Raw genomic sequence first — 25732 nt, 5'->3', positions numbered from 1 at the left:
CCGGTCAGCCGAGCTTCTCGAACTGCATGCCCGCCCAGACCAACCAGCCCAGGCTGTACGCGGTCGCGCAGAGGCCCAGCACGAGCGCCCACAGCGCGATGGAACGGCTCTCGAGCGGACGACGCAGCGACATGATCGCGGCGATCACCGCGACGACCGCGACGGGGATCCCCCAGCCGACGAAGAACGATGCTCCGAGCGCCACGATCGCGGCGAGCAGGGCCCACGGCGCGAGGCGGGTGTCGTCGACCGGGATGGCCCCGGTCGTCGGCTCCCACTCCGCCTCGCCCGGGGCATCGATGTCGGGCCCGCTCACCACCACGGGCTCGATGCCGACGGGGCCGGTGGGCAGTTTCGTGTAGCCCTCGCGACGGGCGCCGGGAAGCCGCGGCGCCGCCCCGGGATGCTGCTCGACCTCGTCACTGGCGCGTTCGACGCGCGCCGGCGGAGTCCGGGGGGTCTTCGCGTCGGACGAGCCGGAGACGTCGCTCATGCGGGCACCGCCTCGGCGATCTGGATCTCGGTGACCGGAAGGGTGGAGTCCGCCCCGAACGCCAGAGTCGAGGGGCGCCGGCCTGAGGAGATCAGCTCGGCGGCCAGCGCGGCGATCATCGCGCCGTTGTCGGTGCACAGCGAGAGGGGCGGGATGCGCACCGTGACTCCCGCCTCATCGGCACGCCGGAGGGCGACCTCGCGCAGCCGACGGTTCGCGATCACGCCGCCGCCCAGCAGCAGGCGCGGCACCCCGAGGTCGGCGCAGGCCGCGAGTGCCTTGGTCACCAGCACGTCGACGACCGCCTCGCGGAAGCTCGCGGCGACATCGGCCACGGGCACCTCGACCCCGTCGGCCTCGCAGCGCTCGACCCACCGGGCCACCGCGGTCTTCAGCCCCGAGAACGAGAAGTCGTACCGATGCTTCGCCAGATCCGATGCGCGGGAGAGACCGCGCGGGAACCGGATCGCGTCCGGGTCGCCGTCGGCCGCCGCCCGGTCGATCTCGGGACCGCCGGGGTACGGCAGCGACAGGAGCCGGGCGACCTTGTCGAAGGCTTCGCCGGCGGCGTCGTCCATCGTCTCGCCGAGCAGCTCGACGTCGGTGGTGAGGTCGCGGACGTGCAGCAGCGAGGTGTGACCACCGGAGACGAGCAGCGCGATGGTCGGGTACTCGAGCGGCGCGGAATCGGCCGTGAGGATGTCGGCGGCGATGTGGCCGACGAGGTGGTTGACGGCGTACAGCGGCTTGTCGATCGAGACGGCCAGGCCCTTGGCGGCGCCCACTCCGACCATGAGCGCGCCCGCGAGGCCGGGGCCGCTCGTGACGGCGACCGCATCGAGGTCGTCGAGACGCACCCCTGCTTCGGCGAGTGCCGCATCGATGGCGGGCTGAAGCGCCTCGAGGTGCGCCCGCGCGGCGACCTCGGGCACGACGCCGCCGTATCGGGCGTGCTCGTCCATGCTCGACGCGATGGTGTTGGAGAGCAGGGTGCGCCCGCGGACGATGCCGATCCCGGTCTCGTCGCAGCTCGTCTCGATGCCGAGGACCAGAGGTTCGCTCATGCCTTCGCCTCCTCGGTCGTGTCGTGCGATGCCGGGTGGCGGCGCAGTTCCAGACGCATCACGATCGCGTCCACGTCGTCCGGCTGATAGTAGCGGGGGCGACGGCCGATCTCCTCGAACCCCTCCGCGAGGTACAGGCCTTCCGCCGCGGGGTTGTCGGCCCTGACCTCGAGGAACACCTCACGGGCACCGCGCTCGGCCGCGGCGGCCAGGAGTGCACGCAGGAGCGCGCGGCCCCGACCCTGCCCGCGGTGCTCGGCGAGGAGCGCGATGGTCTGGATGTCGGCGTCGGCACTGCCACGCAGCGCGCGCACGCCGCCGTAGCCGATGACCGCGCCGTCGTGGTCGTCGACGAGGTAGCGGCCGTGGATGCTCGCGAGCTCGGCGGCCATCGTCTCGCGGCTCCACGCGTCGGTCGGGAAGGACCGCTCCTCGATCGCCATGATCGCGTCGAGGTCGTCCGCGGTGGCGTCGCGGAGGGTCATGAGCCGACCTTCTTCGGTGCACCGGGCACCGTCACGTCGGGGTGGCGCATGTAGAGCGGCTCGTCACCCGTGAGCGTGCGACCGGCTGCCAGGGCGCGTGCTCCGACGCGCGCCAGGTCCGCCGCCGACAGGGTGGCGACATCGATGCGGCGGATGCCGTCGAGGTGCGCGTCGGCGTCGGCCGCACGCACGAGGACGGTGTCGGCGACGATGTGCGGGATCCCGTCGGCATCGAGCCCGTCGAAGACGGTGATCGCGACCTCGCGTCGGCGGGCATCGGTGACGATCGCGAACGGCTGCGACTCGGTCTCGAGCGCGGTGAGAGCGGCGGCGAGATGGCTGGGGACCGGGACGACCGGGATGCCGCGCCCGAGGGCGAAGGTGCGGGCCGCGGCGATGCCGATGCGGAGCCCGGTGAAGGGTCCTGGGCCCATGCCGGCGATGACATGCGTCACCTCGCCGTCACCCGCATCGCTGAGCGCCGCGACGAGCAGATCGCCGATCACCTCGGCGTGGCCCAGCGGGTCGGTGGCGGCGGCTTCGGCGCGTCGCGCCCCGTCGGCATCGATGAGGGCGACAGCGGTGCCCAGGGAGGTGTCGACGGCAAGGATCACGTCTCCAGGGTAGCCGTGGTCGCGCTGTGAGAGCGGCCCGGAGTGCCCGCGGCTCGCGCCTCAGCCCAGCGGAGCGCGGAGCGGGTAGTCCTGATCCTCGAGGATCACCTGCGACGCGGCTCCCGTGGTGCGATTGACGATCACCGGCGCCATCAGGTTCACGCTCACGCCTTCCGTGGAGGGGTGGGCGACCACGAGGACCAGTGCGTCGTCGGCCGAGGCGAGCGCGAGGCTCTCGGCCTGGTCGTCGGTGAGGATCGGCGCATACTCGGCGAGCACGGTGCTCGGGTCGACGAGGTACAGGCGCAGATCCGCGTCGTCCACGGCTCGCATCGAGAACAGACCGTCCGCACCGTCGACCGGTGCGAGAGCGAAGTCGACGTGCGGCGCGAGTCCCGGAGGGGGCGTCAGGAAGCTGAGAGCCGCGGTCATCGCAGGAAGTCCATCAGCGAGGGCTGGAGAACGCGCGCGTTCACCGCGAGCGCGGAGCGGTACACGAGCTCCTGCGCTTGCAACCGCACGAGCACCTCGATCGAATCGACGTCCTCGACCGCCGTGCGGCGGGACTCGAGGGACACGGAATTCTGCACTGCCGCCTCCTTGGCGCGTTCGATCTGGGACTGGCGGGTTCCGACGGAGCCCTGCACTCCGAGCATGGCGGTGCGTCGATCGTCGATCTCCGCGAGACGGGGGCCGACGTTCGTACCGGAACGGAGGTCGGCGACGATCTTGTCGACGAGCGCGAACACCGAGTCGTCGCCGGTGCCGAAGACCGCGGCGCCGTCGGTGTCGACGCGGACGGATGCCGCGTCGGAGACGCGGCGGCTGACCTCGGAGCCCGCCACGCCGCTGTACGAGTAGTCCGCGGCGAAGGCCGCCGTGTCCGAGGTGCCGGCGAACACCGAGCGACCGAGCAGTCGGGTGTTCGCCTGGGACAGGAGCTCCTTGCGGATGCCCTCCAGTTCGACGGCCAGGGCCTCCTTGGCGGTGGCATCCAGCGCACCGTCGTTCGCCCCCTGGGCGGTGAGGTCGCGGACCCGGCCCAGCAGCGAGGTGCTCGCGGTGATCGCGACATCCGCCGCCGTGACCCACGCGAGCCCGTCGTCGATGTTGCGTGCGTACTGGTCGTTGCGGCGCTGCTCCGCATGCAGGGCGAGGGCCGCGGCCGCGGCTGCCGGGTCTTCGGACGGAGTGGCGAAAGCGCGCTGCGATGTCGCCTGCTCCTGCAGACGCGCCAGCTCGGTGAGGTTGGACTGCAGCTGGCGCATCGCCGTCTGCGTCATGGATGACGATGTCACTCGAGAGATCACGGTGCTCCTTTATCAGCGTCCGACGAGACCCGTGCGGTTGATGAGGACGTCGAGCGCCTCGTCCACCGCCGTCATCACGCGGGCTGCGGCCTGGTAGGCGGTCTGGTACGTGAGCAGGCTGATCGTCTCCTCGTCGCCGTCGACGGCGGCCACGGACTGCTGCGCCCCGACCGCGGCGACCGCGGCCGAATCGGAGACCTTCGCCCGCTGCACGTCGGCGGCTGTCGCCACCCCGAAGCGCGTGACGTGGTCGGACCAGAGGGCGTCGGGCGAGGTGGCGCCGCGCCCGATCTGCGAGATCAGGTCGGCGTTGGTCGCATCCAGCGCACCGGCACCCGGTGCGGCGAGCGCCAGCTCGGACGGGGTCGTCACGGCGACCCGCAGTCCGAGCGCGGCCGACCCGGTCGTCGGAAGGGTGAAGAAGTCGCCGCCCGGCTGCCCGGACGAGGTGACACCCGCGCGGTGCTGCGCGTTCAGCGCACCGGCCAGGGCTGTCGCCACCGCGTCGTAGGTCGAGGCGAGCTGCGCGAGCATGCCGCCGTCGGCTGCAGGTGCGAGCACGGCGAGCGAGCCGCCGAGCTCGCCGCCGTCGATCGAGGCCGGGAGATCGGGCGCGGATTCCCACGAGACGGTGAAGCGCTGCCCCGCGTCGATCGTGGCCGGGCCGTTGAGGACGAGGTGGCGCGCATCGGAACCCGAGACCAGCGCGTTACCGCCGACGCGGAGGGTCATCGACCCGTCGCTCTCGATGGTGGCCGCCGCCCCGGACATGCGGGCGACGTTCTGCGCGAGCACGCTCCGCTGGTCCATGAGCTCGTTCGCCGAGCGCCCGGAGGCGAGGGCGTCGCGGATCTCGCCGTTGAGCACCGCGATCTGGTCGGCGGCGGCATTGACCTGCGTCACGGTGCGCTCGGCGGTGGCCCGCGCGTCGCTCCACTGGGTGGCCACGGTGCGGTAGCCGCCGGCGATGTGGGACGCGAGCTCCTTGGCGGATTCGAGGATGGTGGATGCCGCTGCACCGGAGTCCGGTGTGTTTGCGAGATCTTGCCAGCCGGACCAGAACTTCGACAGTCGCGCCGCCAGTCCGTTCTCGGTGGGCTCGGCGAGCGAGGCCTCGATCGTGGTCGCGGCGACCGCGCGCGTGGACCAGAAGCCCGATGCGGCGAGCGAGTCGCGGACGCGGGCGTCGAGCAGGGCATCGCCGAGACGGGCGACGCCGTCGATCGAGACGCCGTGTCCCGGCAGAGCGCCGACGCTGAATCGGCCGGTCTGGGCGATCGCCGCGATGGCCGAGGTCTGGACCCGCTGACGCGTGTAGCCCTCGGTCTTCTGGTTGGCGATGTTCTGCCCGACCACGTCCATGCCGCGTCGGGCGGCGGCGAGTCCGCTGGCCGCAGTGTTCAATCCGCTGAAGGTCGACATGATCCCCTTCCGGTCACATCTCGGTGTCGATGATGCGCGCTGCGTCGTCGCGTGCGCGGTCACCGTTCGTCGTGTATTCGCCCGTCTCGTGCCCCAGCGCGGCGAGCGTCTCCTGAGTGGCACGGAGCACGCCGCTGAGCTGCTCCGTGTTCGCGTCGCGCAGCTGCTCGACCTCGGCGGCGAGCTTCGTCAGCGCGCGCATGTGGTCGGCGAAGACCTCCTGCCACGCGCCCTCCGGCGCGTGTGCGACCAGTTCGCGGATCGTCGCGCCCTCCGGAGCCCCCCACTCCTCGGCGACCGCGGCGACCTCGACCGTGCGCGCGAGTCCCGCGCCACGCAGGCGATCGAGGACCTGATCGATCTCACGCGCGGCGAACTGGATCCATTGGGATCGCCCGGCTGCGAGCAGCAGCTGCTGTTCGTCTAGTTTGAAGAGCAGCATCTCGAGCAGTTCACGCTCGCGCCACAGCTGTATCGATAGTTCGTTGGCTCCCATGATCCCCTTTTCCCCAGTGATCGCCACGCCTGTTAACGTGGCCAAAGGTCACTATCGGCTGCCGCGCCCCTAAGGTTACTATGTGGAACGGCGATGGGTAGTTCTCCCCATGTACAGATCACAAGAAGTGTGATAAGTGCATCTACTCGTCTCCTTGGAGCTTCCGGAGTGAATCCAGAGAGGTGGATCATCCCCCATGTCGTCGCGCGCTGAGCGCAATCTGCTCATCGAGAGCAACCTCCCCCTGGTCGGCTACCTCGCCTCCGAAACACACGCCCGAGCAACCCATATCCCCCGCGACGAGCTCGCGGCCGTCGGAGCGCTCGCGCTCGTGACCGCCGCGGACGCGTTCGACCCGTCGCTGGGCGTCCCCTTCGGCGCTTACGCGCGCCGCCGCATCCTCGGGGCATTCGCCGATGAGATGCGTTCCATGGACTGGGCCTCCCGCGGCATCCGCAAGCGCATCAAAGAGACGGTCGCCGTGCGCGAGACCCTCACCGCAGGACTCGGCAGAACGGCGACGGCGGCCGAGGTCGCCACCACGATGGGCGTCGCGAAGGACGTCGTCCTCGAAGCCCTCGGCGATGCCGCCCGCACCGTCACCACACTGGAAGACCCCGCCGCCCGCGATGTGACCGCCGACATCCTGCTGCCCGAGGAATCGGCGCTCGTCGGTGAGCGCCGCGAGGTGCTCGAGCAGGCCGTCGCCGCGCTGCCGGAGCGCATGCGCCGGATCGTGCAGGGCGTCTACTTCGAAGAACGCCCCGTCAAGGAGATCGCCGAAGAGCTCGGGGTGACCCATTCCGCCGTGTCGCAGCAGAGGTCGGAGGCCATCCGCCTGCTGCGCGACGCCCTGGACCGGTACTTCGCCGAAGGCGCCGCCCCCGCCACGACGACCCGGGTGTCGGCCGGAGCGCGCGACGCCTACTTCACACGGATCGCCGATGCGGCCAGCGCGCGGATCGCCGGCGTCTTCCGCGAATCGGCCCCCGCCTAGCCTGCTTTCCCCGACGCGCCCGGCTAACGCCCGCGCCGCCTCCGCCGATAGGTGTGTGCGGGAGACCACGGATGGTCTCTCGCACAACGAAATTCACGGAGGAGAACCCTTATGGGTATGCAGATCAACACCAACGTGTCGGCGCTCAACGCCTACCGCAACCTGTCCAGCACGCAGAACGACCTGTCGAAGTCGCTCGAGAAGCTCTCGAGCGGTCTGCGGATCAACCGTGCAGCGGACGACGCCGCCGGCCTCGCGATCTCCGAGGGCCTGCGCTCGCAGGTCAACGGCCTGAACGTCGCGGCGCGCAACGCCCAGGACGGCATCTCGGTCATCCAGACCGCGGAAGGCGCCCTGACCGAGGTCCACTCGATCCTGCAGCGCGTTCGCGACCTGACCGCTCAGGGTGCGAACGACTCGAACAACGCGAAGTCGCGCGAAGCGATCCAGAAGGAGATCAACACCCTGGGTGATGAGCTCACCCGGATCGCCGAGAGCACGAACTTCAACGGCATCAAGCTGCTCTCGGGTGGCACGACGCTGACGTTCCAGGTCGGTGCGGGCGCGGTCGCCGCCGAGGACCAGATCTCGGTCGGCCTGACCAACTTCGCCACCCTCGGAGCAGACATCAAGGGCTACGCGCCGACGATGACGGATGCGGCCACCTACGGTGCCGCGCTGGCTGACATCGACACGGAGATCCAGGCGGTCTCGACCGCACGTGCCGGTTACGGTGCGCTGCAGAACCGCTTCGAGTCGACCATCAACAGCCTCAACGTGTCGGCGGAGAACCTGTCCGCCGCCGAGAGCCGTATCCGCGACACCGACATGGCGTCCGAGATGGTCAAGTTCACCTCGGCGAACATCCTGTCGCAGGCGGGCACGGCCATGCTGGCCCAGGCGAACCAGTCCAACCAGGGCGTTCTCCAGCTCCTGCGCTGAACCACGCCATAGGGTCCGGGCGGCGGTCGCGACCGTCGCCCGGACCCCGTCCGCTCCCGACCTGCAAAGGCGAACATGTCTCTCTCGCTCGACGGCCTCGTCTCCGGCCTGAAGACCACAGAGGTCATCAAGGCCCTGATGGACGTGCACGCCATCCCGCGTTCGCTGCTCAAAGCGAAGATGGATGACAAGAACGGCATCGTCACCCAACTGCAGACGCTGAACACCGCGATCCAGAACCTCGCCACGGCCGCCGAGAAGGCCGCATCGCGCGACGGACTGGCACGCTTCACGACATCGTCGTCGTCGAACACCGTCACGGTCGCCACCCGCACCGGCGCCGCCCCGGTCGCGGCGGAGATCGTCGTCGACAAGGTCGCGAAGAATCACACCATCGTCTCGGCCGCGTCGAATGGATGGCCCGTCGACCCGCCGGTGATCACCCTCGAGAACGCCCAGGGCGAGCGTCTGCAGATCGAGGCCGACGGCGCCTCGATGCAGGAGGTCGCCCAGGCCATCAACGAAGCGGGCTTCGGAGTCGTCGCGTCAGCAGTGCCCGCGGGCCGCGACGCCGACGGCAACCCCCTGCACCGCCTGCAGCTGCGCGCGGCCGACTCGGGCGAGGGCGGCCAGTTCCGCGCCTATCGCGGTGACGTCGCCGCGGTCGAGGCCGGCACCGCATCCGACATCGCCACCGAAGCGGGGGCGGCCGTGATCGCGGTGGGCGCCGACGCACAGTTGCGGCTGTGGGCGGGCACCAGCGCCGAACAGGTGCTGACCTCGTCGAGCAACACCTTCACCGATCTGTTCGACGGCGTCGATGTGACGGTGTCCGCGGCATCCGCCGACCCGATCACGATCGGCGTCACCATCGACACCGAGGCCCGCACCAAGGCCTCCGCGGAGTTCATCGCCGCAGTCAAAGACATCCTGACGCGTATCGACAACGGGTCGAAGGCCACCGTCGCCGCGAACCAGGGCGACAAGACCACCCTGGGCGTCTTCACGGGCGACAGCACCGTCCGATCGCTGCGGACGGCGATCGCCGATGCCATCCAGCATCCGGTCGATGGGGTGTCTCCCTCCTCCATCGGCATCGAGACCGACATGTACGGCGTGCTGAGCTTCGACGAGGAGAAGTTCGCCGAAGCCCTCGCGAAGGACCCGGATGCGGTCGCCGGACTGTTCTCCGACGTCGCCTCGCGCGTGCAGGACACCGCGAAGGTGTACTCCGACAAGTACGACGGCCTGCTCACCTCCCGCATCACCGGCCAGGAGAGCGAGGTCAAGAGCCTCGGCGAGCAGATGGAGCGCTGGGACGTGCGCCTCGCCCAGCGGAAGGCGACGCTCGAGCGCACCTACGCCCGCCTCGAGGTGATGCTGTCGCAACTGCAGTCGCAGTCGACCTACCTGTCGTCGCAGATCGCTGCCCTTCCGACCTCGAGCTCGGGGAAGTGAGCATGAACGCCGCCCTGCGTGCGCAGCAGCGCTACCGTGACGATGCCGTGCTGTCGGCACCGCCCGAGCGTCTCGTGACGCTGCTGTACGACCGGCTGCTGCTCGACATCGAGCGCGGCGAGGCCGCACAGCGAGCCGAGGACTGGACCGAGGCGAATGCCCAACTGCAGCACGCGCAGGCCATCGTGTCGGAGCTGACCTCGTCGTTGACCGACGACTGGAACGGCAGCGCGGGCCTCCGCTCGGTGTACGTCTTCCTGTCGCAGACCCTGATCGGCGCCAACATCGGCCGCGATCCCGAGCGCACCCGTGCGTGCCACGGGATCGTCGCCCCGCTGCGGGACGCCTGGCACGAAGCCGCCAGGACCGTCGCGGAGACCCGGTCGTGAGCGCCGACGACGTGACGGCGGAGTGGACCGAACTGCTGGATCGCCTCGAGCTCGACGCCGACCGCATCCTCACGGCTACCCCCGGAACCGCCGACACGGCCGTCATCGAACCGTGGACGCCGCCCTCCACTCCCCTGCCCATGCATCTCGCCGATCGCGCCCGCCGGGTGGTCGAGCGTCAGCGCCTCGCGATGGAGCGCGCCCGCACCGATCTCGACGACCTCCGACAGCACCTCGGCGCGGTGGACCGGATCCCGGGGACCCGTCGCCCCGATGCTCCCGCATTCCTCGACGTGGACGGCTGAGACCGCTCCCTAACGTCGTGCGCGACCCTGCCGATAGGACAGGGAGAGCACGGATGGCTCGCAAGACTCGGCCATGGATCGGCCACACCACCACACACGGGGAGCGGTCGTGTTCGATTCTGTGACCATCAACGCGCTGACGAGCGCGCTCGACGGCCTCGCGCTGCGCCAGCGGGCGATCGCCGACAACATCGCCAACATCAACACCCCCGACTATCACGCCAAGCGGGTGCGCTTCGAAGAGGCGCTCGCGGACTCGGTCCAGGCGGGTGACGGACGGGTCGGCTCGACGGTCGGCACCTCGCTCGAGCCCACGCGCCTGAACGGCAACAACGTCAACCTCGACACCGAGACCCTGTCCAGTGTCGACACGATGCTGCGCTACCAGTTCGCCACGCAGGCCGTGAACGGCTCGTTCGCGTCGATGCGCGCGGCGATGAGGACCTCATGACCTTCGACGCGATCGGCATCGCGAGCACCGGCCTGACCGTGCACCGCAAGTGGCTCGACGCCATCAGCGACAACATCGCGAACATCAACACCGTGACGGCGACCGACGGCGCCGCCTTCCGTGCGCGGTACATCACCGCCCAGACCAGCGACCAGTCGCCGGGTGTGTATGTCGCCGGCGCCGTGCAGGGCAGTGCGGAGGGGCGGCTCGTGCATCAGCCCGACCACCCGCTCGCCGACGCCGACGGCTACGTCCGCTACCCCGACATCGACCTCGGCGACCAGATGAGCCAGCTCATCCTCGCGCAGCGCGGCTACCAGGCCAGTGCCGCGATCGTGGACCGTGCCCGCAACGCCTACGAATCCGCCCTCCAGATCGGACGCAGCTGATGGATCCCCTCTCCGGCGTCGAGGGCATCTCCTCGGCGTTCACCCTCGCCCCGCCCACCGCTCCGGCGAAGGCGGCCGACGACACCGCCTTCGCGAACAGCGTCACCGGGGCGATCGACGAGCTGCGCTCCCTGCAGTCCGAATCCGACGCGCTCAAGGTCGCCGCCGTCACGGGTGACCTCGACGACATCCACTCGGCCATGATCGCCTCCTCGCGCGCGTCGGTCACCCTCGAACTCGTCGCCGCCGTGCGCAACAAGGGCGTCGACGCGTTCAACGAGATCATGCGGATGCAAGCCTGATGCCCCAGGCCGTCACCAACGTCTTCCAGCGGATCGGACGCGTGATCGCGGGCTTCACGCTCGCGCAGCGCACCATCGCGATCATCGGCGTGGCCGTGCTCGCGCTCGGGATCGTCGCGCTCTCCAGCTGGCTGACCCGCCCGACCTACACCCCGCTGTTCTCGGGGATGAGCGCCTCCGATGCGAACGCCGTCGTCGAGCAGCTGCGATCGTCTTCCGTCCCCTACGAGCTCGCCGACGGCGGTGCCACCGTGCTCGTGCCGGAGAAGGACGTCTACGACCAGCGGCTCGCCGCCGCCTCCGCAGGTCTCCCCGGTGCGAGCTCCGGCGGGTACTCACTGCTCGACGACATGGGCGTGACCACCTCGGAGTTCCAGCAGTCCGTCACCTACAAGCGCGCCATCGAGGGCGAGCTCGCCGCGACCATCTCGTCCATCGAGGGCGTGACGGCGGCCTCCGTACAGCTCGCCATCCCGGAGGAGAGCGTCTTCGTCTCGGAGACCGTCGACGCCACCGCATCGGTGTTCGTGGAGACCTCGGGCAGCTCGTCGCTCACCTCGAAGCAGGTCGAGGCGATCGTGCACCTGACCTCCGCCGCGGTCAGCGGCATGAAGCCCGAGAACGTCGCCGTCGTGGACCAGAGCGGCCAGACCCTCTCGGCCGCCGGCGTCGGGGCGATCGGCGGCGTCGACCAGCAGGCCGGCGACTACGAGGCACGGGTGACCGCGAGCGTGCAGCAGATGCTCGACACCGTCGTCGGCCCCGGCAATGCGACCGTGACGGTGGTCGCCGAGATCGACCGCTCGGTCAACGAGCGTGTCGAAGAGACCTACACCCCGGCGGAGGGCGCGCCTCCGCTGACCGAGCAGTCCCGAACGGACACGCAGAACGGCTCGAGCTCCAACGCCGGTGTGCTCGGACCCGACAACATCGCGGTGCCGTCGGCCGGCGCGGACGGCACCTCCGAATCCACGGAGACCTCGAAGACCAACGCCGTCAACAAGAGCACGCAGAGCACCTCGACCCCCGCCGGCAACGTGCTGCGCCAGTCGGTCTCGGTCGCGGTCGACGCGGGTGCCGGTGGCGACCTGAGCACCGCGCAGCTGACCGAACTGGTCGAGACCGCCGCCGGGATCGACACCGCACGCGGCGACTCCATCGCCGTCGAACTCGTCTCGTTCAGTCAGACGGATGCCGAAGCCGCACAGGCCGCCCTCCAGGCCGCCAAGGACGCGGAGGCGGCCGAGCGTCAGGCCGTGCTCCTGAACACCGCCATCATCGCCGCCGCGATCGCACTGCCCCTGCTGCTGGCTGTCATCGCCGCCCTCGTGCGGATGCGGCGCCGCGCCAACTCCGCGACCGAGTTCGATCAGCTGTTCGGCGACCGGCCTGCCCCGTTGTCGGCGGCCCTCGACCCCGGTGCGGCCACCGTCGCCATCGACCAGGCAGCCACGACGCCGCTGGCCTTCCTGGAGACGACGCCCGACCCGGAGCCGGAGCCCGACCCCGAGCCCGCCCAGGTGAGCCTCGAGCGCCGCCGCGCGGAGATCGACTCGCTCACGCGGCAGGACCCGAAGCGCACAGCCGAGCTGCTGCGGACCCTCATCGACGACAGGCAGCACGTATGAGCGGGTTGACCGACCGGCAGACGGCGGCCGTCGTGCTGATGAACCTCGACCGCGCGCAGGCGATCGAGGTGATGAAGCACCTCTCGGAGTCGGAGGCCGAGGCCGTCGCCACCGAGATCATCGAGCTGCAGGACCTGGACGCCGCCACCACCGCCCAGGCGCTCGGGCAGTTCCACCGGATCGCGACCGGACACCTGCCGCCCGCCCGCGGTGGTCGTGACCTCGCGGCCGGTCTGCTGGAGGCATCGTTCGGCGCGGAACGTGCCGCGGCAGTGCTCGGCCGGGTGGGTTCGACGTCGATGAACTCGTCGTTCGACTTCCTCGGCTCCGCCGACCCGGCACAGCTGGCGACCCTGCTCGACGGCGAGCTTCCGCAGACCGTCGCCCTCGTGCTCGCACACCTGCCCACCGACCGCGCGGCGGCCGTGCTGGCAGCGCTCCCCGACCCGACCCGCACCGATGTCGCCCACGCGATCGCGACCATGGGCACCGCGTCGCAGGAGGCGATCGCGATCGTGGCCGACGCGTTGAAGACCCGCACCGGGAGCTTCGCGAGCCGCGACGCCCCGGAGACCCTCGGCGGCGTCGAACCGCTCGTCGAGATCATCGCCCGCTCCGGGGCGACCGTCGAGAAGGCACTGCTCGCGAGCATCGAGGACCGCGACAGCGCCCTCGCCGAAGACATCCGCTCGCGCATGTTCACCTTCGCCGACATCGTCAAGCTCGACGACCGCGACACGCAGCGGGTGCTGCGCGGCATGGACATCCGCTCGCTGGCTCTGGCGCTGAAGGGCGCCAACCAGGCGATCGCCGATCTCATCCGCCGCAACGTCTCCGAGCGCAACCGGGAGAACCTCGATGAGGAGGCACGGACCCTCGGTCCGGTGCGCGTCTCACAGGTCGAGGAGGCCAGAGCCGAGATCGTCCGCACCATCCGCGCCCTGGAGGCGGCGGGCGACATCACGGTGCAGCGCACCGACGAGGACGAGTATGTCTACTGACGCGTTCTCTCCGGTGCTGTTCCCTCGTCTCGACGGACGCGCGGACGGCGCGGAGCATGCGCGCGCCCGGATGCGGGGCTACGCCGAGGGACACGCGGAGGGCTTCCGCGCCGGACTCGCCGAGGCCGAGTCGGCACAGCGGGTCGCCGCCGCGGAGCAGGCAGCCCGCGACGCGGCAGCCGCGCGCGAGGTGGCGACCGCGGTGTCTGCTCTGCAGGCCGCCGCCCTCTCACTGGGCGAGCGGGAGCGCGAGCTCACCGCTGCTGCACGCGATGAGGTTCTGCGCGGCGCGATCGAACTCGCCGAGCTCATCCTCGTCGCGGAGCTCTCGGATGCCGGCTCGTCTGCCGCGGCCGCCGCGCGGCGCGCACTCGCGGTCGCCGACCCCGCCGACATCCGCGAGGTGCGCCTGCACCCCGACGACCTGCGCACTCTGCAGACCGCGGAGTCGGACCTGACCACGTTCGCGCTCGTCGCCGATGACACGCTCGAGCGCGGCGATGCCGTCGCGATCCTGGCGCACGGCCACATCGACGCCCGGATCGGCAGCGCCCTCGAACGTGCCCGTCGCGCCCTCGCGGAGGCCGGGTCGTGACGGCCTGGACCGCCGTCCGCGAGGCGGTTCGACCGGAACGCATCGGCGTCGTCTCCCAGGTGCGCGGCCTGAGCGTGCAGGTGCGCGGTCTCGAAGGGGCTGTCGGCGACGTCGTGACCCTCGACGGGGTCGATGCCGAGGTCGTCGCGATCGGCGAGGGCGGGCTACGATGCATGCCCCTCGGGGCCGTCGCCGGGCTCACCGTCGGGGCGCCCGTGCGGGGCCGCGGTGGCGCCCTGCGCGTGCCGACCGGGACCGCTCTGCTCGGCCGCGTCCTGGACGGACTCGGTCGGCCGATCGACGGCAAGGGCCCGTTGACGGGTGCGATCTCGGTGAGCCTCGACCACGCTCCGCCCTCGATCATGGGGCGCGACCGGATCGACTCCCCTCTTCCGCTCGGGGTGCGCGCGCTCGACACGCTCGTCAGCGTGGGTCGCGGGCAGCGCGTCGGGCTCTTCGCCGGCTCGGGAGTGGGCAAGTCGTCGCTGCTGTCGATGATCGCGCGCGGCACCGAGGCCGAGGTGACGGTGATCGCCCTCGTCGGCGAGCGCGGCCGTGAGGTGCGCGAGTTCATCGAAGACGACCTGGGGCCGGAGGGACTCGCTCGTTCGGTGGTCGTCGTCTCGACCTCCGACCAGCCGGCCATGGCGCGCATCCGGGCCGCGTACACCGCCACCCGGATCGCCGAGGCCTTCCGCGACGACGGCGCGCACGCCATCCTCATGATGGACTCGCTGACCCGCGTCGCGATGGCGCAGCGCGAGATCGGCCTGTCGGCCGGAGAACCCCCCGCAACCCGTGGGTACCCGCCGTCGACGTTCTCGCTCCTCGCCGGTCTGCTCGAGCGCGCCGGCACCGACCGGGGTGGCTCGATCACCGGCATCTACACGGTGCTCGTGGACGGTGACGACCACAACGAGCCGATCGCCGACACCGTGCGCTCGATCCTCGACGGCCACGTCGTGCTCGACCGCGCGCTCGCGCTCTCCGGACACCATCCGGCGATCGACGTGCTCGGCTCCGTCTCCCGCGTGGTGGGGAAGATCACCGCCCCCGGGCAGCGGGCACACGCGGCGACGCTACGTGCGGTGCTCGCCGCGCGTCGCCGGGCCAACGACCTGATCGACATCGGCGCGTACCAGCCGGGTGCCGACGCCCGCATCGACGCCGCGATCGCCCACGAACGGGCGATCTCCGCTTTCCTCACCCAGTCGCTCGACGAGACGAGCGCGATCGACGAATCGTGGCGTCGACTCGACGAGCTCGTCTCCGGTTTCGGAGGAGTCTCATGACACGGTCGTTCTCCCTGGCGGGCCTGCTGCGTGTGCGCGAGATCCAGGAGCGCGCCGCGGCCCAACGACTCTCCCGCGCGGTGCTCGACGCCCGGCACACCGAGGCCCGCGATCGCTCCCTCCGCGCGCATCTGGCCGGGGCCGGGAGCGAAGCCGTGGACGTCCGCTCCCTGGCGGCGCTCGCGGCCGCCCGGGTCGCCGGGCGGACGCTGCTCTCCGACCTGACGATGCTGGCGGAGCTGCAGGAGCAGACGGTCGACCAGGCCCGCACAGAGCACTCGGAGGCGCGACGAGCGATGCGCGGACTCGACCGTCTGGCCCAGGCCCACGCCGTGCGGGTGCGGGCGGCCGAGCTGCACGCCGAACAGGCGGAGCTCGACGAGATCGGATCGCGCACCGACACGGAGGGGCAGTCATGACCGCTCTCGGCATCGTCGACATGCTCGACCCTCGCGGGTCGCGGCCGAGCGGCGCGGCGCCTTCGCGCGGCGCGACCCCGGGTGCCGCGGCCTTCGCCGACGTGATCCAGGATGCGGCGCGGGCTGAGCTCGCCGACGACGCGCCCACCGATGGCGTCCTCGCTGAGGGAGTGTCGTCGGGTGCGTCGACGGGAACCGAGACGACGGATGCGACCGCCGAATCCGCTGATCCGGTTGTTCCGGTGACCGCATCGCCTCTCCCACCCCTCACGATCCCGAGCGGGTCGGGGACGGGGGCTCCCGTCGACGGGAGCGCATCGGGAGCGAGCCCCGACCTCGACGGGACCCCGCCACCGGTGGATGCCGGGGAAGACACCGGAGCGGCGGATGCCCCTGCGGAAGCCGCCGACCCCAACCCGATCGCGGCGTCCGGCGCTGTCGCCGCATCGGTCGATCCGGCACGCACCACCGCATCGACGGCAGTCCTGGCCGCATCATCCGTGCCTCCCGCCGCCACCGGCGTATCGTCGCCGCGCGCCTCGACCGGGCCCGCCGCCGTCGGTGCGGCATCGGCTCCGGTCGGCAACGCCGCTGTCGCCGGCGCATCCGGCGCGAACAGCACGACGGCGGATGTTCCGGCCGAGACCGCTCTCCGCCTCGTCACCGCCCCCGCCGGGCCGCATGGTGCCGTCGTCGCGGCTGCCTCGTCGGAACCGGCACCGGGGTCGAACGCCGACCCGGCACTCCTGGCCGGGGCAGCCACCGCCGCTGACACGGCACCCGACGCCGCGCCGTCCTCTGCAGGCTCGACTCCGGTCGTCGCCGCCCCCGCCGCGTCGGTACCCGCGACCGCGGATGCCGCCGGCCCGACGGCCGCCGTCACCGCACCGGCACACGCATCACCGCCCCCGATCGCCCCGACGACGCCTGCCGCCGCGGCCGCGATCGCCCGGCCGGTGCTGCTCCCCCAGATCACAGCCCCCGTCGTCTCCCTCGCCCAGGCCGCAGACGGTGATCACAGTCTCACGCTGACCGTGTCGCCGGAGAACCTCGGGCCGGTGACCGTGCGCGCGCACATCTCCGGCGGGGCCATCCACATCGAGCTGCACGCCCCGAACGATCTCGGCCGCGAGGCGCTGCGGGCCGTGCTCGCCGACCTGCGGCGGGATCTCGCGGCAGCGGCACCGCACGCCTCCCTGATGCTCTCGACCTCGGACGACGGCCCCGGCTCGTCGAATCCGCAATCGTCGCCGAACGGCGGCGGCTCCGCGAACGGCAACGCGGCGAACGGGAACGCGGCGAGCGCGGGCGGCGGCCAGGCCCGCGGCGACGCCCCCGCCGACCGGAATACCGGCGCGCGGCCGAACCCGGTCGTCGTCCCCACCGCACCGGACGGCGCACCATCCGGCCCCCTCGACTCGCCGCTCGGCGGCATCGATGTCTTCGCCTGATCCGAGAGGAACCCCATGACCACGGTCGACCCCATCACCGGCACCATCCCGCCCACCGGCGTGCAGACAGGAAGCACCACACCTCCGGTCGAACGCAAGAAGACGCTCGACTCGGAGGTGTTCCTGAAGCTGCTCGTGACCCAGCTGACCAACCAGGACCCCAGCTCTCCGATGAACACGAACGAGATGATCTCGCAGACCACGCAGCTCGCGTCCATGGAGCAGCTGACCGCGCTGTCGGCCACCTCGACCGAGAGCTTCGCGCTCAGCATGCGGCAGACCGCCGCCGCGCTCATCGGCCATGAAGCGCAGTACGTCGATGCCGACGGTGTCACTCAGAAGGGCATCGTCACCTCGGTCTCCTACGCGGGCGTTGTCCCGCTCGTGACCATCGGCGAAGCCTCCATCCCCCTCGACGCCGTCTCCGGCGTCTCCCTCGTCCCCAAATCCTGATCAGCCCCGCACCCAGAAAGGCACCACCATGCTCCGCTCCCTCTTCGCCGGAATCTCGGGCCTGCGCTCGCACCAGACCATGCTCGACGTCACGGGCAACAACATCGCCAACGTCAACACGACGGGCTTCAAGGCCTCAGCCGTGCAGTTCCAGGATTCGCTGTCGCAGCTGCTGCGCAACTCGATGATGCCGCAGACGAACCTCGGCGGTCAGAACCCCGCCCAGGTCGGTCTCGGTGTGCAGGTCGCCGGCATCAGCACCAACTTCGCGTCGGGGGCACCGCAGCCCACCGGCGTCCCCACCGACCTCATGATCGCCGGCGACGGCTTCTTCGTGGTGCGCTCCGGCGGCGAGACGCTGTACACCCGCAACGGCGGCTTCTCGTTCGATGCGAGCGGCAAGCTGGTCTCGGCCGACGGCGCGCTCGTGCAGGGCTGGACCGCGCGCGGCGGAGCCATCGTCCCGGGTCAGGGCATCGGCGACATCACGCTCCCCGTGGGCGCTCTGAGCCCGGCCGCCGCGACGACCACCGCCCGGGTGACCGGCAACCTGCCTTCGGGCGCGGCCGTCGGCGACACGCTCGTGCGCGACATCAAGACCTACGACGCGCAGGGCACGGAGACCTCGATGCGTCTCACCTTCACCCGCACGACCGCCGGCTGGGACGTCACCGACGCTGCCGGCGCGCGCACCCCGCTGGCCTTCACCGACGGCAAGCAGGCCGGCGCTTCATCGATCGTGTCCGGCGGCATCACGGTCGATCTCTCGGCGGTCACCGGCTTCGCCGACGTCAGCGACATCGCCATCAAGGAGCAGAACGGCAAGCCGGCCGGCACCCTGAGCTCCTACGCCCTGACCAACGACGGCAGCCTCGTGGGCACGTTCAGCAACGGCGACACCGAGGTGCTCGCACGCATCGCACTGGCGGGCTTCGTGAACCCCGGCGGACTCGAGAAGACCGGGTCCTCCCAGTTCCGCCCCAGCGGCAACTCCGGCCAGCCGACGCTCGGCGAGGCCGGAACCGACGGCCTGGGCGGCATCATCAGCGGCGCCCTCGAGATGTCGAACGTCGACCTCTCGCAGGAGTTCACCAACCTGATCGTCGCGCAGCGCGGCTTCCAGGCGAACGCCCGCATCATCACCACGAGCGACGAAGTGCTGCAGGAGCTCACGAACCTCAAGCGCTGAGCCGCGGCCGCTCGCTGCTTCCCCGGGAGGGTTCTCCGCGTGATCGCGGGGAGCCCTCCCGGTCTGCGTTCAGATGCTCATCTCCGCCTGGATACGGCGGTCGAGGTCGTCGAGTTCTGCGAGCAGTTCAGCGGCGACCCACACCCTGTCCCGCTTGCGCCCGGTGATCTCCTGGACGAATCCCGCTTCTTCGAGCCGGATGATGGCCTTGTAGGCCTGCTGCTCGGACGCTCCCGAGCGCTGCTCGATCTCGGCAGCCGCCATGACGGGGTGGTCGTAGAACGCAGAGATAAGCGCGGCCGCTGCTGACCCGGCACGTGGGCGCAGCTCGTTCGCCCACTCCTCCGGCAGGGCTTTGATGCGGGCGATGGATACACGCGAGCACACAGCCGCCGCACGTGCCGATCGGGCGAACAGGTCGATGAGTGGCGTAGGGTCGCCCCGCCGATAGTCGCCCAGCGCGGCGAAATAATCGTCCCTCTTGGCGAGCAGACCGCTCGCCAGCGGGACGACCGCGTTCACCGTCGCGCCTCGGCGACGGAGCACCGCCGATACGAGAGCTCGACCGAGGCGGCCGTTGCCATCCGTGAACGCGTGTATGGACTCGAACTGCGCGTGCCCGATCGCGGCCTGCACCATCACCGGGACGTCATCCCGGTTGAGAAAGGTGATCAGGTCGTCCATCAGCGGAGCGACTCGTTGCGACGCTGGCGGCACATGCAGCGCACCGCGCGGCGAGTGGTCACTCCCCCCGATCCAGTTCTGCATGTCACGCAGACGGCCCGCATAACTCGCCTCCACGGGGTCGTCCTTCATCAGTTCATGGTGAGCCGCCAGCAGATCATCGACCGCGAACCGGCCTCGATCGCCGACGCCGGTGACGAGCGCGTGCAGCGCGGTGCTCGCCGCCACCATGCTCGTCGCCGAGGAGTTCGAACGGTTGCCCGCCAGCGCCCTGGCGTAGTCCGTCGCGGTGGCCGTGATCCGCTCGATCTTCGATGATGCGACGGATTCCGTGCGCATCATGAACCGACTCAGCGCCGCCGAATGCCCTTCGGCGTCGGTGTCCGCCTGTGCGACGGCGAGCAGCGCGCGCTCCGCGGCGACGATAGTCGCCGCGGGTGCGAGAAAGTCGAGATCCGCGATCATCGGGGGAATGGACGCCTCCACCGACGCCAGCATCCGATCTGCTCGCGTACCGCCGCGAACCTGCTGGCGCCAAGGAAGCGTCTCCGTGGCATGTTCTGGCCACCCGGTTCCCTGCGCATCTGCCTGGGGTTTCATAAAGCCGATTATCGCACCCGAAACTAAGGTTTAGCATCCTTAACCACGAGTAACGGAGCGACTACTCGTGTTTACAGCACCAGTGCGCCGGTTCCCCGCGCCCACCGGCCCCGTCGCTAACGCCCGACGCTCACCGGCCGACAGTCACCTCCGACAGCCCAGGACGGGCCGTCGGGTCCGCGCTCTCCGGAACGCGGACGGATCTTTCCAGGATGGAGCCCATGATCGTCCTCACGCGCCTGAACCGTTCCCGGTTCGCGGTGAATCCCGACCTGATCGAACGTGTCCAGGCAACGCCGGACACGACGCTCATCATGGTCGACGGCGCGACCTTCGTCGTCACCGAGACGATGGACGACGTGATCGCGCAGATCACCCGGTTCCGGGCCGGCGTGCTCGCCGCGGCTGCCGCGATGATCACGGCGGCCGACGACGCCCCCGCAGCTCCCACCGACCCCGAGACGGACCGCTGATGGATCCGTCCCTCCTCCTCGGGCTGGTCCTCGCGTTCGGCGCTTTGATCGCCATGATCAACCTCGAAGGCGCGACCATCGGCTCGCTGCTGATCCCCGCCCCGATGGTGCTGGTCTTCGGAGCCACGATCGCCGTCGGCATCGCGAGCGGCACCGTGCGCGATGCGCTGCATGCGGTCAAGTCGCTCCCCCGCGCCTTCCGCGGCGAGCGCCGCACCGCGTCGAGCATGATCGACACGGTGGTCGGCTACGCCGAGAAGGCCCGCGCAGAAGGGCTCCTCGCCCTCGAGCAGGGGCTGGAGGACGAGAAGGACCCGTTCCTGCGCCAGGCACTGCAGAGCATCGCCGACGGCACGGACGCCGAAGACCTGCGAACCCTGCTGGAGGATGAGCTCACCTCGACCGCTGCCCGTAACCGCACCGCCTCACGCTTCTACATGACCCTCGGCGGCTTCGCCCCGACGGTCGGCATCATCGGCACCGTCGTCTCCCTCACGCATGTGCTGGAGAAGCTCGACAAACCCGACACGCTCGGTCCCATGATCGCGACGGCATTCGTGGCGACGCTGTGGGGTCTCCTGTCGGCCAACTTCATCTGGCTGCCCATCGGCGGACGCCTCCAGCGTCTCGGCGAGCTCGAGCTCGAACGCATGACCGTGCTCATGGAGGGCATGCTCGCGATCCAGGCCGGCGCCCCGCCGCAGTTCGTCGGAGAGCGCCTGCGCGCCCTCGTGTCCGAGCGCCCCTCCGCCCGCTCGGGCCGTCGCACCCGCACCCGCGCCGCGGAGGAGACGGAGACGGAGCCCGCGCCGTGAGCGTCCGGGCCCGTCGCCGCGTGCCCCAGGAGGAGCACAGCGGTCCGGACGAGCGGTGGATGGCGTCCTACATGGACATGGTGACCGTGCTGATGTGCATGTTCATCGTGCTGTTCGCGATGTCGACCGTCGACCAGGAGAAGTTCGAGGCGCTCAGCGCGTCACTCGCGACCGGCTTCGGCCAGGAGCCCTCGGAAGACGTGGATGCCGTCACGGGGGTCGTGGTGCCGCCGGAGCTGGTCGACGAGAAGGGCGAGGACTTCGCCGACATCGAGCTGGCCGCGGCGCAGACCGAGTTCGACGAGCTCTCGGCCCTCCGCGAACGGCTGCGCACGGTGCTCGCCGAGAACGGCCTCGAGGCCGACGTCACCTTCACCATCGACGAGCGGGGCCTCACGATCGGACTCGTCAGCGCCGAGACGTTCTTCACCACGAACAGCACCACCCTCAGCTCGAAGGCCGTGCTGGTGCTCGACGCGCTCGGCTCGGTCCTCGTGACCGCGCCGAACGAGATCTCGGTCGAAGGCCACGCCGACGTCCGCGGATCGGTCGCCCCGTTCCCCACGAACTGGGAGCTCTCGGCCGGTCGATCCACCCAGGTGCTGCGGCACCTCGTCGAATCGTCCGGGCTCCCGCCGGCGCACCTGAAGTCGGTCGGGTTCGGCGACACGCGGCCCGTCGCGGCGGGTTCTTCGCCCGCGGCGCTGGCCCAGAACCGGCGCGTCGACATCGTCGTCCTCTCCGATGCGACGGAGGAGGTGCGAGCACTCATCCCCGAAGCACAGGCCGCGCAGCCGGCCTCCTGACCGTTCCCTTCTAACGCACGTCGATCGCCACCCGATAGTCGGGTTCGTGGTGATCGAGGACAGCGTGCGCTCCGACGTGCGCACAGCGACGGCGTCGACGACCGCCGAAGTCGAGGTGTACGACTTCGGCCGTTCGGCGACCCTGTCGCGCGAGCACACCCGCGCCCTGGAGCTGGCCTTCGAGACGTTCTCGCGGCAGTGGTCGGCGCAGCTCTCGGCGAAGATCCACGTACGTGCCACCATCGCCGTCGAGCATGTCGGGATGCTGACCTACGGCGAGTACGCCGCCTCGCTGCCGACCACGACGACCTTGATCGTGTGCGCGCTGCCTGACTCCGACGAGCGGCTCATCGTGCAGCTGCCGACCTCCGCCGCCACGACCTGGATCGTGCAGATGGTCGGTGGACGAGCGTCCGCGACGTCGGAGGACCGCACGTTCACCCCGATCGAGCAGGCACTGATCCGCTCTCTCATCGTCGACGCGCTCGAGCACCTGACCGGCTCCCTGGACGGACTGCTCCCCGCCGGCGTCACCGTGAGCGGCATCCAGTACAGCTCGCAGTTCGCCCAGGTCGCGGCATCGGGAGAACCGGTCATCGTCGCCCGCTTCTCGATGCGCCTCGCGGGTCGGGCGGTGCCGGTGAGCATCATGCTGCCGGCGTCGGTCCTCGCCGGCTTCACCGTGCGCACCTCCGACGCCGACCGCGCCGCAGCGCCGGGCCTGGTCCGACGCCAGGTCGAGGTCTCCCCCATCGAGCTCTCGCTGCGTCTGGCCCCGCGCGCCGTGCTCCCCCGTGAGGTGCTCGACCTCGCCGTCGGCGACATCATCTCCTTCCCGCACTCCGCCGATCGCCCGATGCTGCTCGCCGTGGGCGATCAGACCGTCGCCACCGCCGCTGTGGGCAGTGCCGGCGCCCGTCTCGCGTGCGTCGTCGCCACCACCGTCCCCGATCCCGTCTTCGCCGAGGAGCCCGCGTGACCAGCACCACCACCTATGAGTCGGCCGTCGCGGCCGCCTTCGCCGCGTCGTTGCCGACCGCCGCTCCCGTCACCGCCCGCGCCTCGCAGGTGTCCGGGGATACCGGCGACGCCGTGATCGTGCAGTTCGTCGGTGAGGCCAGCGCGCAGCTCGCCGTGCAGCTCTTCGACGCCGAGACCCTGGTCGACGGGCTCTCCGGAGCGCCCCTCGCCGATCGGCTGCGCGACGCGCTGGAAGCCTCGACGAGCACCCTGGGAGCCGGCGCGCTCGGTGATGCCGTGATCGGCGATGCCTCTCCGCTCTTCTCGAACCCGACCGCGCAGCTCTTCGACCTGCAGGACGATGCGGATCGCACGGTCGGACGCCTCGCCGTCGTCGTCACCCGCGCTCCGGCGGCGGCATCGAGCTCGACCCGGCGTCTGCACCGCATCGCCGGCGTCGAGATGGAGCTCACGGTCGAGATCGGCCGAACCCGCATGTCGGTGCGCGATGTGCTCGACCTCGAACCCGGCCGCATCGTCGAGCTCGACCGTTCCGCCGGCGCCCCGGCCGACATCAAGCTCAACGGCCGCATCATCGCGCACGGCGAGGTGGTGGTGGTCGACCAGGACTACGCGGTGCGGATCACCCGCATCCTCGAGAACGTCGAGGCCTGACCCTGGACGACCTCCTGCTCGGCCTGCGGGTCGTGCTCTCGCTCGCCGCCGTGCTCGGGGTGCTGTGGTTCCTGCAGCGCCGCGTCGCACGCACGCAGGCGCGTCGGCGCGACGGCGAGGTCATCACGGTGCTCGGGCGACAGGGCGTGGGTCCGAAGGCGCAGGTCGTCGTGGTCCAGACCGAGGACGCCCGGTACGTCCTCGGTGTCACCGAGCACGGCGTGAGCGTGGTCGACAAGCTTCCGGTCAAGGCCGCGGCGCAACCCGATGCAGACACCCACTGGTCGGCGGCCACCGCGGACGCCGCATCCGATGCCGCGGAGTTCGACCGCATCCTCGCCGCGACCGCCCTGACCGAGACGACCGCGGCATCGCCGACCCGGCCGGCTCCGCAGCGCCGGGTGCGTCATCGGAACGATCCCCTGCGCGGCTCCATCCTCTCCCCCGAAACCTGGCGGCAGACCGCCGAGGCCATCCGGCGCACGCGATGAGCGCGTCCCGTGGGATCGTCGACGGCCGCGCGCTGCGACGGGTCGCACTGATCCTCCTCGCTGCCTTCGCCCTGGTCGCGGTGCTCACATTGCTCACCGGCACCGCCGCCCACGCCGAGGTCACCCCCGACGACCCGGGCGAGGGAGTCACGATCGACATCAACGGCGTCGACGGCGGCCCCTCGGGTTCGATCCTGACCCTGCTGGGCATCACGCTGCTCTCGGTCGCCCCGGCACTTCTGCTGATGATGTCGTCGTTCACGAAGATCTTCGTCGTGCTGGCGATGACCAGGAATGCCCTGTCGCTGCCCACGATCCCCCCGAACCAGGTGCTGGCCGGGCTCTCACTCTTCCTGTCGCTGTTCATCATGTGGCCGGTGCTGACCGAGATCAACACGGTCGCCGTGCAGCCGTACATCGACGGCACGCTCACCTTCACGCAGGCGATCGACGTCGGCCAGCTGCCGCTCCAGGAGTGGATGCTGCGCTTCACGCGCGAAGAGGATCTGGCCCTGATGACGCGGATGGCGGGGCAGCCGAACCCCGAGGATCCCTCGAGCGTGCCGATGTACACGCTCATCCCGGCGTTCATGATCTCGGAGCTGCGCGCCGCCTTCATCATCGGCTTCGTCATCTTCGTGCCGTTCCTCGTGATCGACCTCGTCGTCGCCGCGGCGCTGATGTCGATGGGCATGATGATGCTGCCGCCGGTCATGATCTCGCTGCCCTTCAAGATCCTGCTGTTCATCCTCGTCGACGGCTGGGGCCTCATCATCCGCGCCCTGCTGGAGAGTTACGGGGGTGTCGGATGAGCCCGGAAGCGGTCATCGACATCGGCACCCAGGGCCTGATCATCGCCGCGAAGCTGGCCGCCCCGGTGCTCGTCACGGCGCTCGTGGTCGGCTTCGCGATCTCGCTGCTGCAGTCCATCACGCAGGTGCAGGAGGTGACGCTGTCGTTCGTGCCGAAGATCGTCGCCGTCGGCATCGCGCTGCTCATCGCCGGCAACTGGATGATCGCCGAGATGATCGCCTTCACGAACGAGATGTTCGCCCGCATCCCCACCCTGCTGAGCGGGTGACC

Annotated in this window: 33 protein-coding genes; 24 read left to right on the top strand and 9 right to left on the bottom strand. The window is 70.5% G+C overall.

Going from position 1 to position 25732, the window contains the following annotated elements; translation table 11 throughout:
- Positions 1-4: 4 nt before the first annotated feature.
- From ACCO44_RS04945 to flgN, 8 genes are read right to left on the bottom strand one after another with little or no spacing between them, the layout of a single operon-like run.
- Positions 5-493, bottom strand: coding sequence for a hypothetical protein (locus ACCO44_RS04945; RefSeq protein WP_029262237.1), 489 nt, complete (start codon positions 491-493; stop codon positions 5-7).
- Positions 490-1557 carry a tRNA (adenosine(37)-N6)-threonylcarbamoyltransferase complex transferase subunit TsaD gene (gene tsaD, locus ACCO44_RS04940; RefSeq protein WP_372468694.1) on the bottom strand — a complete coding sequence of 356 codons (1068 nt, stop codon included), beginning with the start codon at positions 1555-1557 and terminating at the stop codon, positions 490-492. Before tsaD ends, ACCO44_RS04945 begins: the two co-directional genes overlap by 4 nt.
- Entirely contained in the window at positions 1554-2042 is a 489-nt protein-coding gene (gene rimI / locus ACCO44_RS04935) for a ribosomal protein S18-alanine N-acetyltransferase (protein WP_105711623.1), read from the bottom strand. The genes tsaD and rimI overlap by 4 nt, the downstream gene beginning before the upstream one ends.
- Positions 2039-2656, bottom strand: a complete 618-nt coding sequence (gene tsaB / locus ACCO44_RS04930; protein ID WP_105711624.1) for a tRNA (adenosine(37)-N6)-threonylcarbamoyltransferase complex dimerization subunit type 1 TsaB — start codon at positions 2654-2656, stop codon at positions 2039-2041. Before tsaB ends, rimI begins: the two co-directional genes overlap by 4 nt.
- Before the next feature lie 60 nt (positions 2657-2716).
- Positions 2717-3088, bottom strand: coding sequence for a flagellar assembly protein FliW (locus ACCO44_RS04925; RefSeq protein WP_372468692.1), 372 nt, complete (start codon positions 3086-3088; stop codon positions 2717-2719).
- Complete coding sequence (locus ACCO44_RS04920) at positions 3085-3954, bottom strand: flagellar hook-associated protein 3 (protein WP_372469445.1); 870 nt, start codon at positions 3952-3954, stop codon at positions 3085-3087. The genes ACCO44_RS04925 and ACCO44_RS04920 overlap by 4 nt, the downstream gene beginning before the upstream one ends.
- A gap of 24 nt (positions 3955-3978) precedes the next feature.
- A complete protein-coding gene (flgK, locus tag ACCO44_RS04915) occupies positions 3979-5388 on the bottom strand; it encodes a flagellar hook-associated protein FlgK (protein WP_372468691.1) in 1410 nt (469 codons plus the stop codon).
- A 13-nt stretch (positions 5389-5401) separates the two neighbouring features.
- Positions 5402-5884: a flagellar export chaperone FlgN gene (gene flgN / locus ACCO44_RS04910; RefSeq protein ID WP_029262230.1), complete on the bottom strand. Its 483-nt coding sequence runs from the start codon at positions 5882-5884 to the stop codon at positions 5402-5404.
- Positions 5885-6080: 196 nt separating this feature from the next.
- On the opposite strand from flgN, the gene ACCO44_RS04905 reads away from it, so the two are divergent.
- From ACCO44_RS04905 to ACCO44_RS04830, 16 genes are all read left to right on the top strand, one after another.
- Positions 6081-6881: a sigma-70 family RNA polymerase sigma factor gene (locus ACCO44_RS04905; protein WP_372468689.1), complete on the top strand. Its 801-nt coding sequence runs from the start codon at positions 6081-6083 to the stop codon at positions 6879-6881.
- Positions 6882-6992: 111 nt separating this feature from the next.
- The gene (locus ACCO44_RS04900) at positions 6993-7823 is read left to right on the top strand and encodes a flagellin (RefSeq protein WP_372468687.1); all 831 of its coding nucleotides are present in this window, start codon (positions 6993-6995) and stop codon (positions 7821-7823) included.
- Between the two features lie 75 nt (positions 7824-7898).
- Positions 7899-9281 (top strand): flagellar filament capping protein FliD, encoded by a 1383-nt coding sequence (gene fliD / locus ACCO44_RS04895; RefSeq protein WP_372468685.1) that lies wholly within the window; start codon positions 7899-7901, stop codon positions 9279-9281.
- A 2-nt stretch (positions 9282-9283) separates the two neighbouring features.
- Entirely contained in the window at positions 9284-9670 is a 387-nt protein-coding gene (gene fliS / locus ACCO44_RS04890) for a flagellar export chaperone FliS (protein ID WP_029262226.1), read from the top strand.
- Entirely contained in the window at positions 9667-9975 is a 309-nt protein-coding gene (locus ACCO44_RS04885; RefSeq protein WP_231481817.1) for a hypothetical protein, read from the top strand. The genes fliS and ACCO44_RS04885 overlap by 4 nt, the downstream gene beginning before the upstream one ends.
- 109 nt (positions 9976-10084) lie before the next feature.
- Entirely contained in the window at positions 10085-10426 is a 342-nt protein-coding gene (locus tag ACCO44_RS04880) for a flagellar basal body protein (protein ID WP_029262224.1), read from the top strand.
- A complete protein-coding gene (locus ACCO44_RS04875) occupies positions 10423-10815 on the top strand; it encodes a flagellar basal body rod protein FlgC (RefSeq protein WP_029262223.1) in 393 nt (130 codons plus the stop codon). The genes ACCO44_RS04880 and ACCO44_RS04875 overlap by 4 nt, the downstream gene beginning before the upstream one ends.
- Entirely contained in the window at positions 10815-11117 is a 303-nt protein-coding gene (gene fliE / locus ACCO44_RS04870) for a flagellar hook-basal body complex protein FliE (protein WP_029262222.1), read from the top strand. The genes ACCO44_RS04875 and fliE overlap by 1 nt, the downstream gene beginning before the upstream one ends.
- Positions 11117-12745, top strand: a complete 1629-nt coding sequence (fliF, locus tag ACCO44_RS04865) for a flagellar basal-body MS-ring/collar protein FliF (protein ID WP_372468683.1) — start codon at positions 11117-11119, stop codon at positions 12743-12745. Before fliE ends, fliF begins: the two co-directional genes overlap by 1 nt.
- Entirely contained in the window at positions 12742-13746 is a 1005-nt protein-coding gene (gene fliG, locus ACCO44_RS04860; RefSeq protein ID WP_372468682.1) for a flagellar motor switch protein FliG, read from the top strand. The genes fliF and fliG overlap by 4 nt, the downstream gene beginning before the upstream one ends.
- Positions 13736-14341 (top strand): FliH/SctL family protein, encoded by a 606-nt coding sequence (locus ACCO44_RS04855; protein WP_372468681.1) that lies wholly within the window; start codon positions 13736-13738, stop codon positions 14339-14341. Before fliG ends, ACCO44_RS04855 begins: the two co-directional genes overlap by 11 nt.
- Entirely contained in the window at positions 14338-15633 is a 1296-nt protein-coding gene (locus ACCO44_RS04850; protein WP_372468680.1) for a FliI/YscN family ATPase, read from the top strand. Before ACCO44_RS04855 ends, ACCO44_RS04850 begins: the two co-directional genes overlap by 4 nt.
- Positions 15630-16052, top strand: coding sequence for a hypothetical protein (locus tag ACCO44_RS04845; RefSeq protein ID WP_262003410.1), 423 nt, complete (start codon positions 15630-15632; stop codon positions 16050-16052). Before ACCO44_RS04850 ends, ACCO44_RS04845 begins: the two co-directional genes overlap by 4 nt.
- Positions 16049-17503, top strand: a complete 1455-nt coding sequence (locus ACCO44_RS04840; RefSeq protein ID WP_372468678.1) for a flagellar hook-length control protein FliK — start codon at positions 16049-16051, stop codon at positions 17501-17503. Before ACCO44_RS04845 ends, ACCO44_RS04840 begins: the two co-directional genes overlap by 4 nt.
- Before the next feature lie 15 nt (positions 17504-17518).
- Positions 17519-17956, top strand: coding sequence for a flagellar hook assembly protein FlgD (locus ACCO44_RS04835; RefSeq protein ID WP_372468677.1), 438 nt, complete (start codon positions 17519-17521; stop codon positions 17954-17956).
- A gap of 28 nt (positions 17957-17984) precedes the next feature.
- On the top strand, positions 17985-19145 hold the full coding sequence (locus ACCO44_RS04830; protein ID WP_029261090.1) for a flagellar hook protein FlgE: 1161 nt from the start codon (positions 17985-17987) through the stop codon (positions 19143-19145).
- Between the two features lie 69 nt (positions 19146-19214).
- Here the strand turns inward: ACCO44_RS04830 and ACCO44_RS04825 are convergent, their stop codons facing one another.
- Positions 19215-20327 carry a Fic family protein gene (locus tag ACCO44_RS04825; RefSeq protein ID WP_372468675.1) on the bottom strand — a complete coding sequence of 371 codons (1113 nt, stop codon included), beginning with the start codon at positions 20325-20327 and terminating at the stop codon, positions 19215-19217.
- Between the two features lie 323 nt (positions 20328-20650).
- Between ACCO44_RS04825 and ACCO44_RS04820 the strand changes: the two genes are divergently transcribed.
- The 8 genes from ACCO44_RS04820 to fliQ are packed head-to-tail and all read left to right on the top strand — an operon-like array spanning position 20651 to position 25730.
- Positions 20651-20902 (top strand): flagellar FlbD family protein, encoded by a 252-nt coding sequence (locus ACCO44_RS04820; protein WP_105711637.1) that lies wholly within the window; start codon positions 20651-20653, stop codon positions 20900-20902.
- Positions 20902-21717, top strand: a complete 816-nt coding sequence (locus ACCO44_RS04815; protein ID WP_372468674.1) for a motility protein A — start codon at positions 20902-20904, stop codon at positions 21715-21717. Before ACCO44_RS04820 ends, ACCO44_RS04815 begins: the two co-directional genes overlap by 1 nt.
- The gene (locus ACCO44_RS04810; RefSeq protein WP_372468673.1) at positions 21714-22523 is read left to right on the top strand and encodes a flagellar motor protein MotB; all 810 of its coding nucleotides are present in this window, start codon (positions 21714-21716) and stop codon (positions 22521-22523) included. The genes ACCO44_RS04815 and ACCO44_RS04810 overlap by 4 nt, the downstream gene beginning before the upstream one ends.
- Positions 22524-22569: 46 nt before the next feature.
- Complete coding sequence (locus ACCO44_RS04805) at positions 22570-23502, top strand: flagellar motor switch protein FliM (RefSeq protein WP_372468671.1); 933 nt, start codon at positions 22570-22572, stop codon at positions 23500-23502.
- Entirely contained in the window at positions 23499-24158 is a 660-nt protein-coding gene (gene fliN, locus ACCO44_RS04800; protein ID WP_372468670.1) for a flagellar motor switch protein FliN, read from the top strand. Before ACCO44_RS04805 ends, fliN begins: the two co-directional genes overlap by 4 nt.
- 32 nt (positions 24159-24190) lie before the next feature.
- The gene (locus ACCO44_RS04795) at positions 24191-24649 is read left to right on the top strand and encodes a FliO/MopB family protein (protein ID WP_372468669.1); all 459 of its coding nucleotides are present in this window, start codon (positions 24191-24193) and stop codon (positions 24647-24649) included.
- The gene (gene fliP / locus ACCO44_RS04790; protein ID WP_372468667.1) at positions 24646-25461 is read left to right on the top strand and encodes a flagellar type III secretion system pore protein FliP; all 816 of its coding nucleotides are present in this window, start codon (positions 24646-24648) and stop codon (positions 25459-25461) included. Before ACCO44_RS04795 ends, fliP begins: the two co-directional genes overlap by 4 nt.
- Positions 25458-25730 (top strand): flagellar biosynthesis protein FliQ, encoded by a 273-nt coding sequence (fliQ, locus tag ACCO44_RS04785; RefSeq protein ID WP_029261100.1) that lies wholly within the window; start codon positions 25458-25460, stop codon positions 25728-25730. Before fliP ends, fliQ begins: the two co-directional genes overlap by 4 nt.
- Positions 25731-25732: the final 2 nt, after the last annotated feature.

It is taken from the genome of Microbacterium maritypicum, from assembly GCF_041529975.1.
Lineage (GTDB): Bacteria > Actinomycetota > Actinomycetes > Actinomycetales > Microbacteriaceae > Microbacterium.
This window is presented reverse-complemented; position numbering and strand designations above follow the sequence as displayed.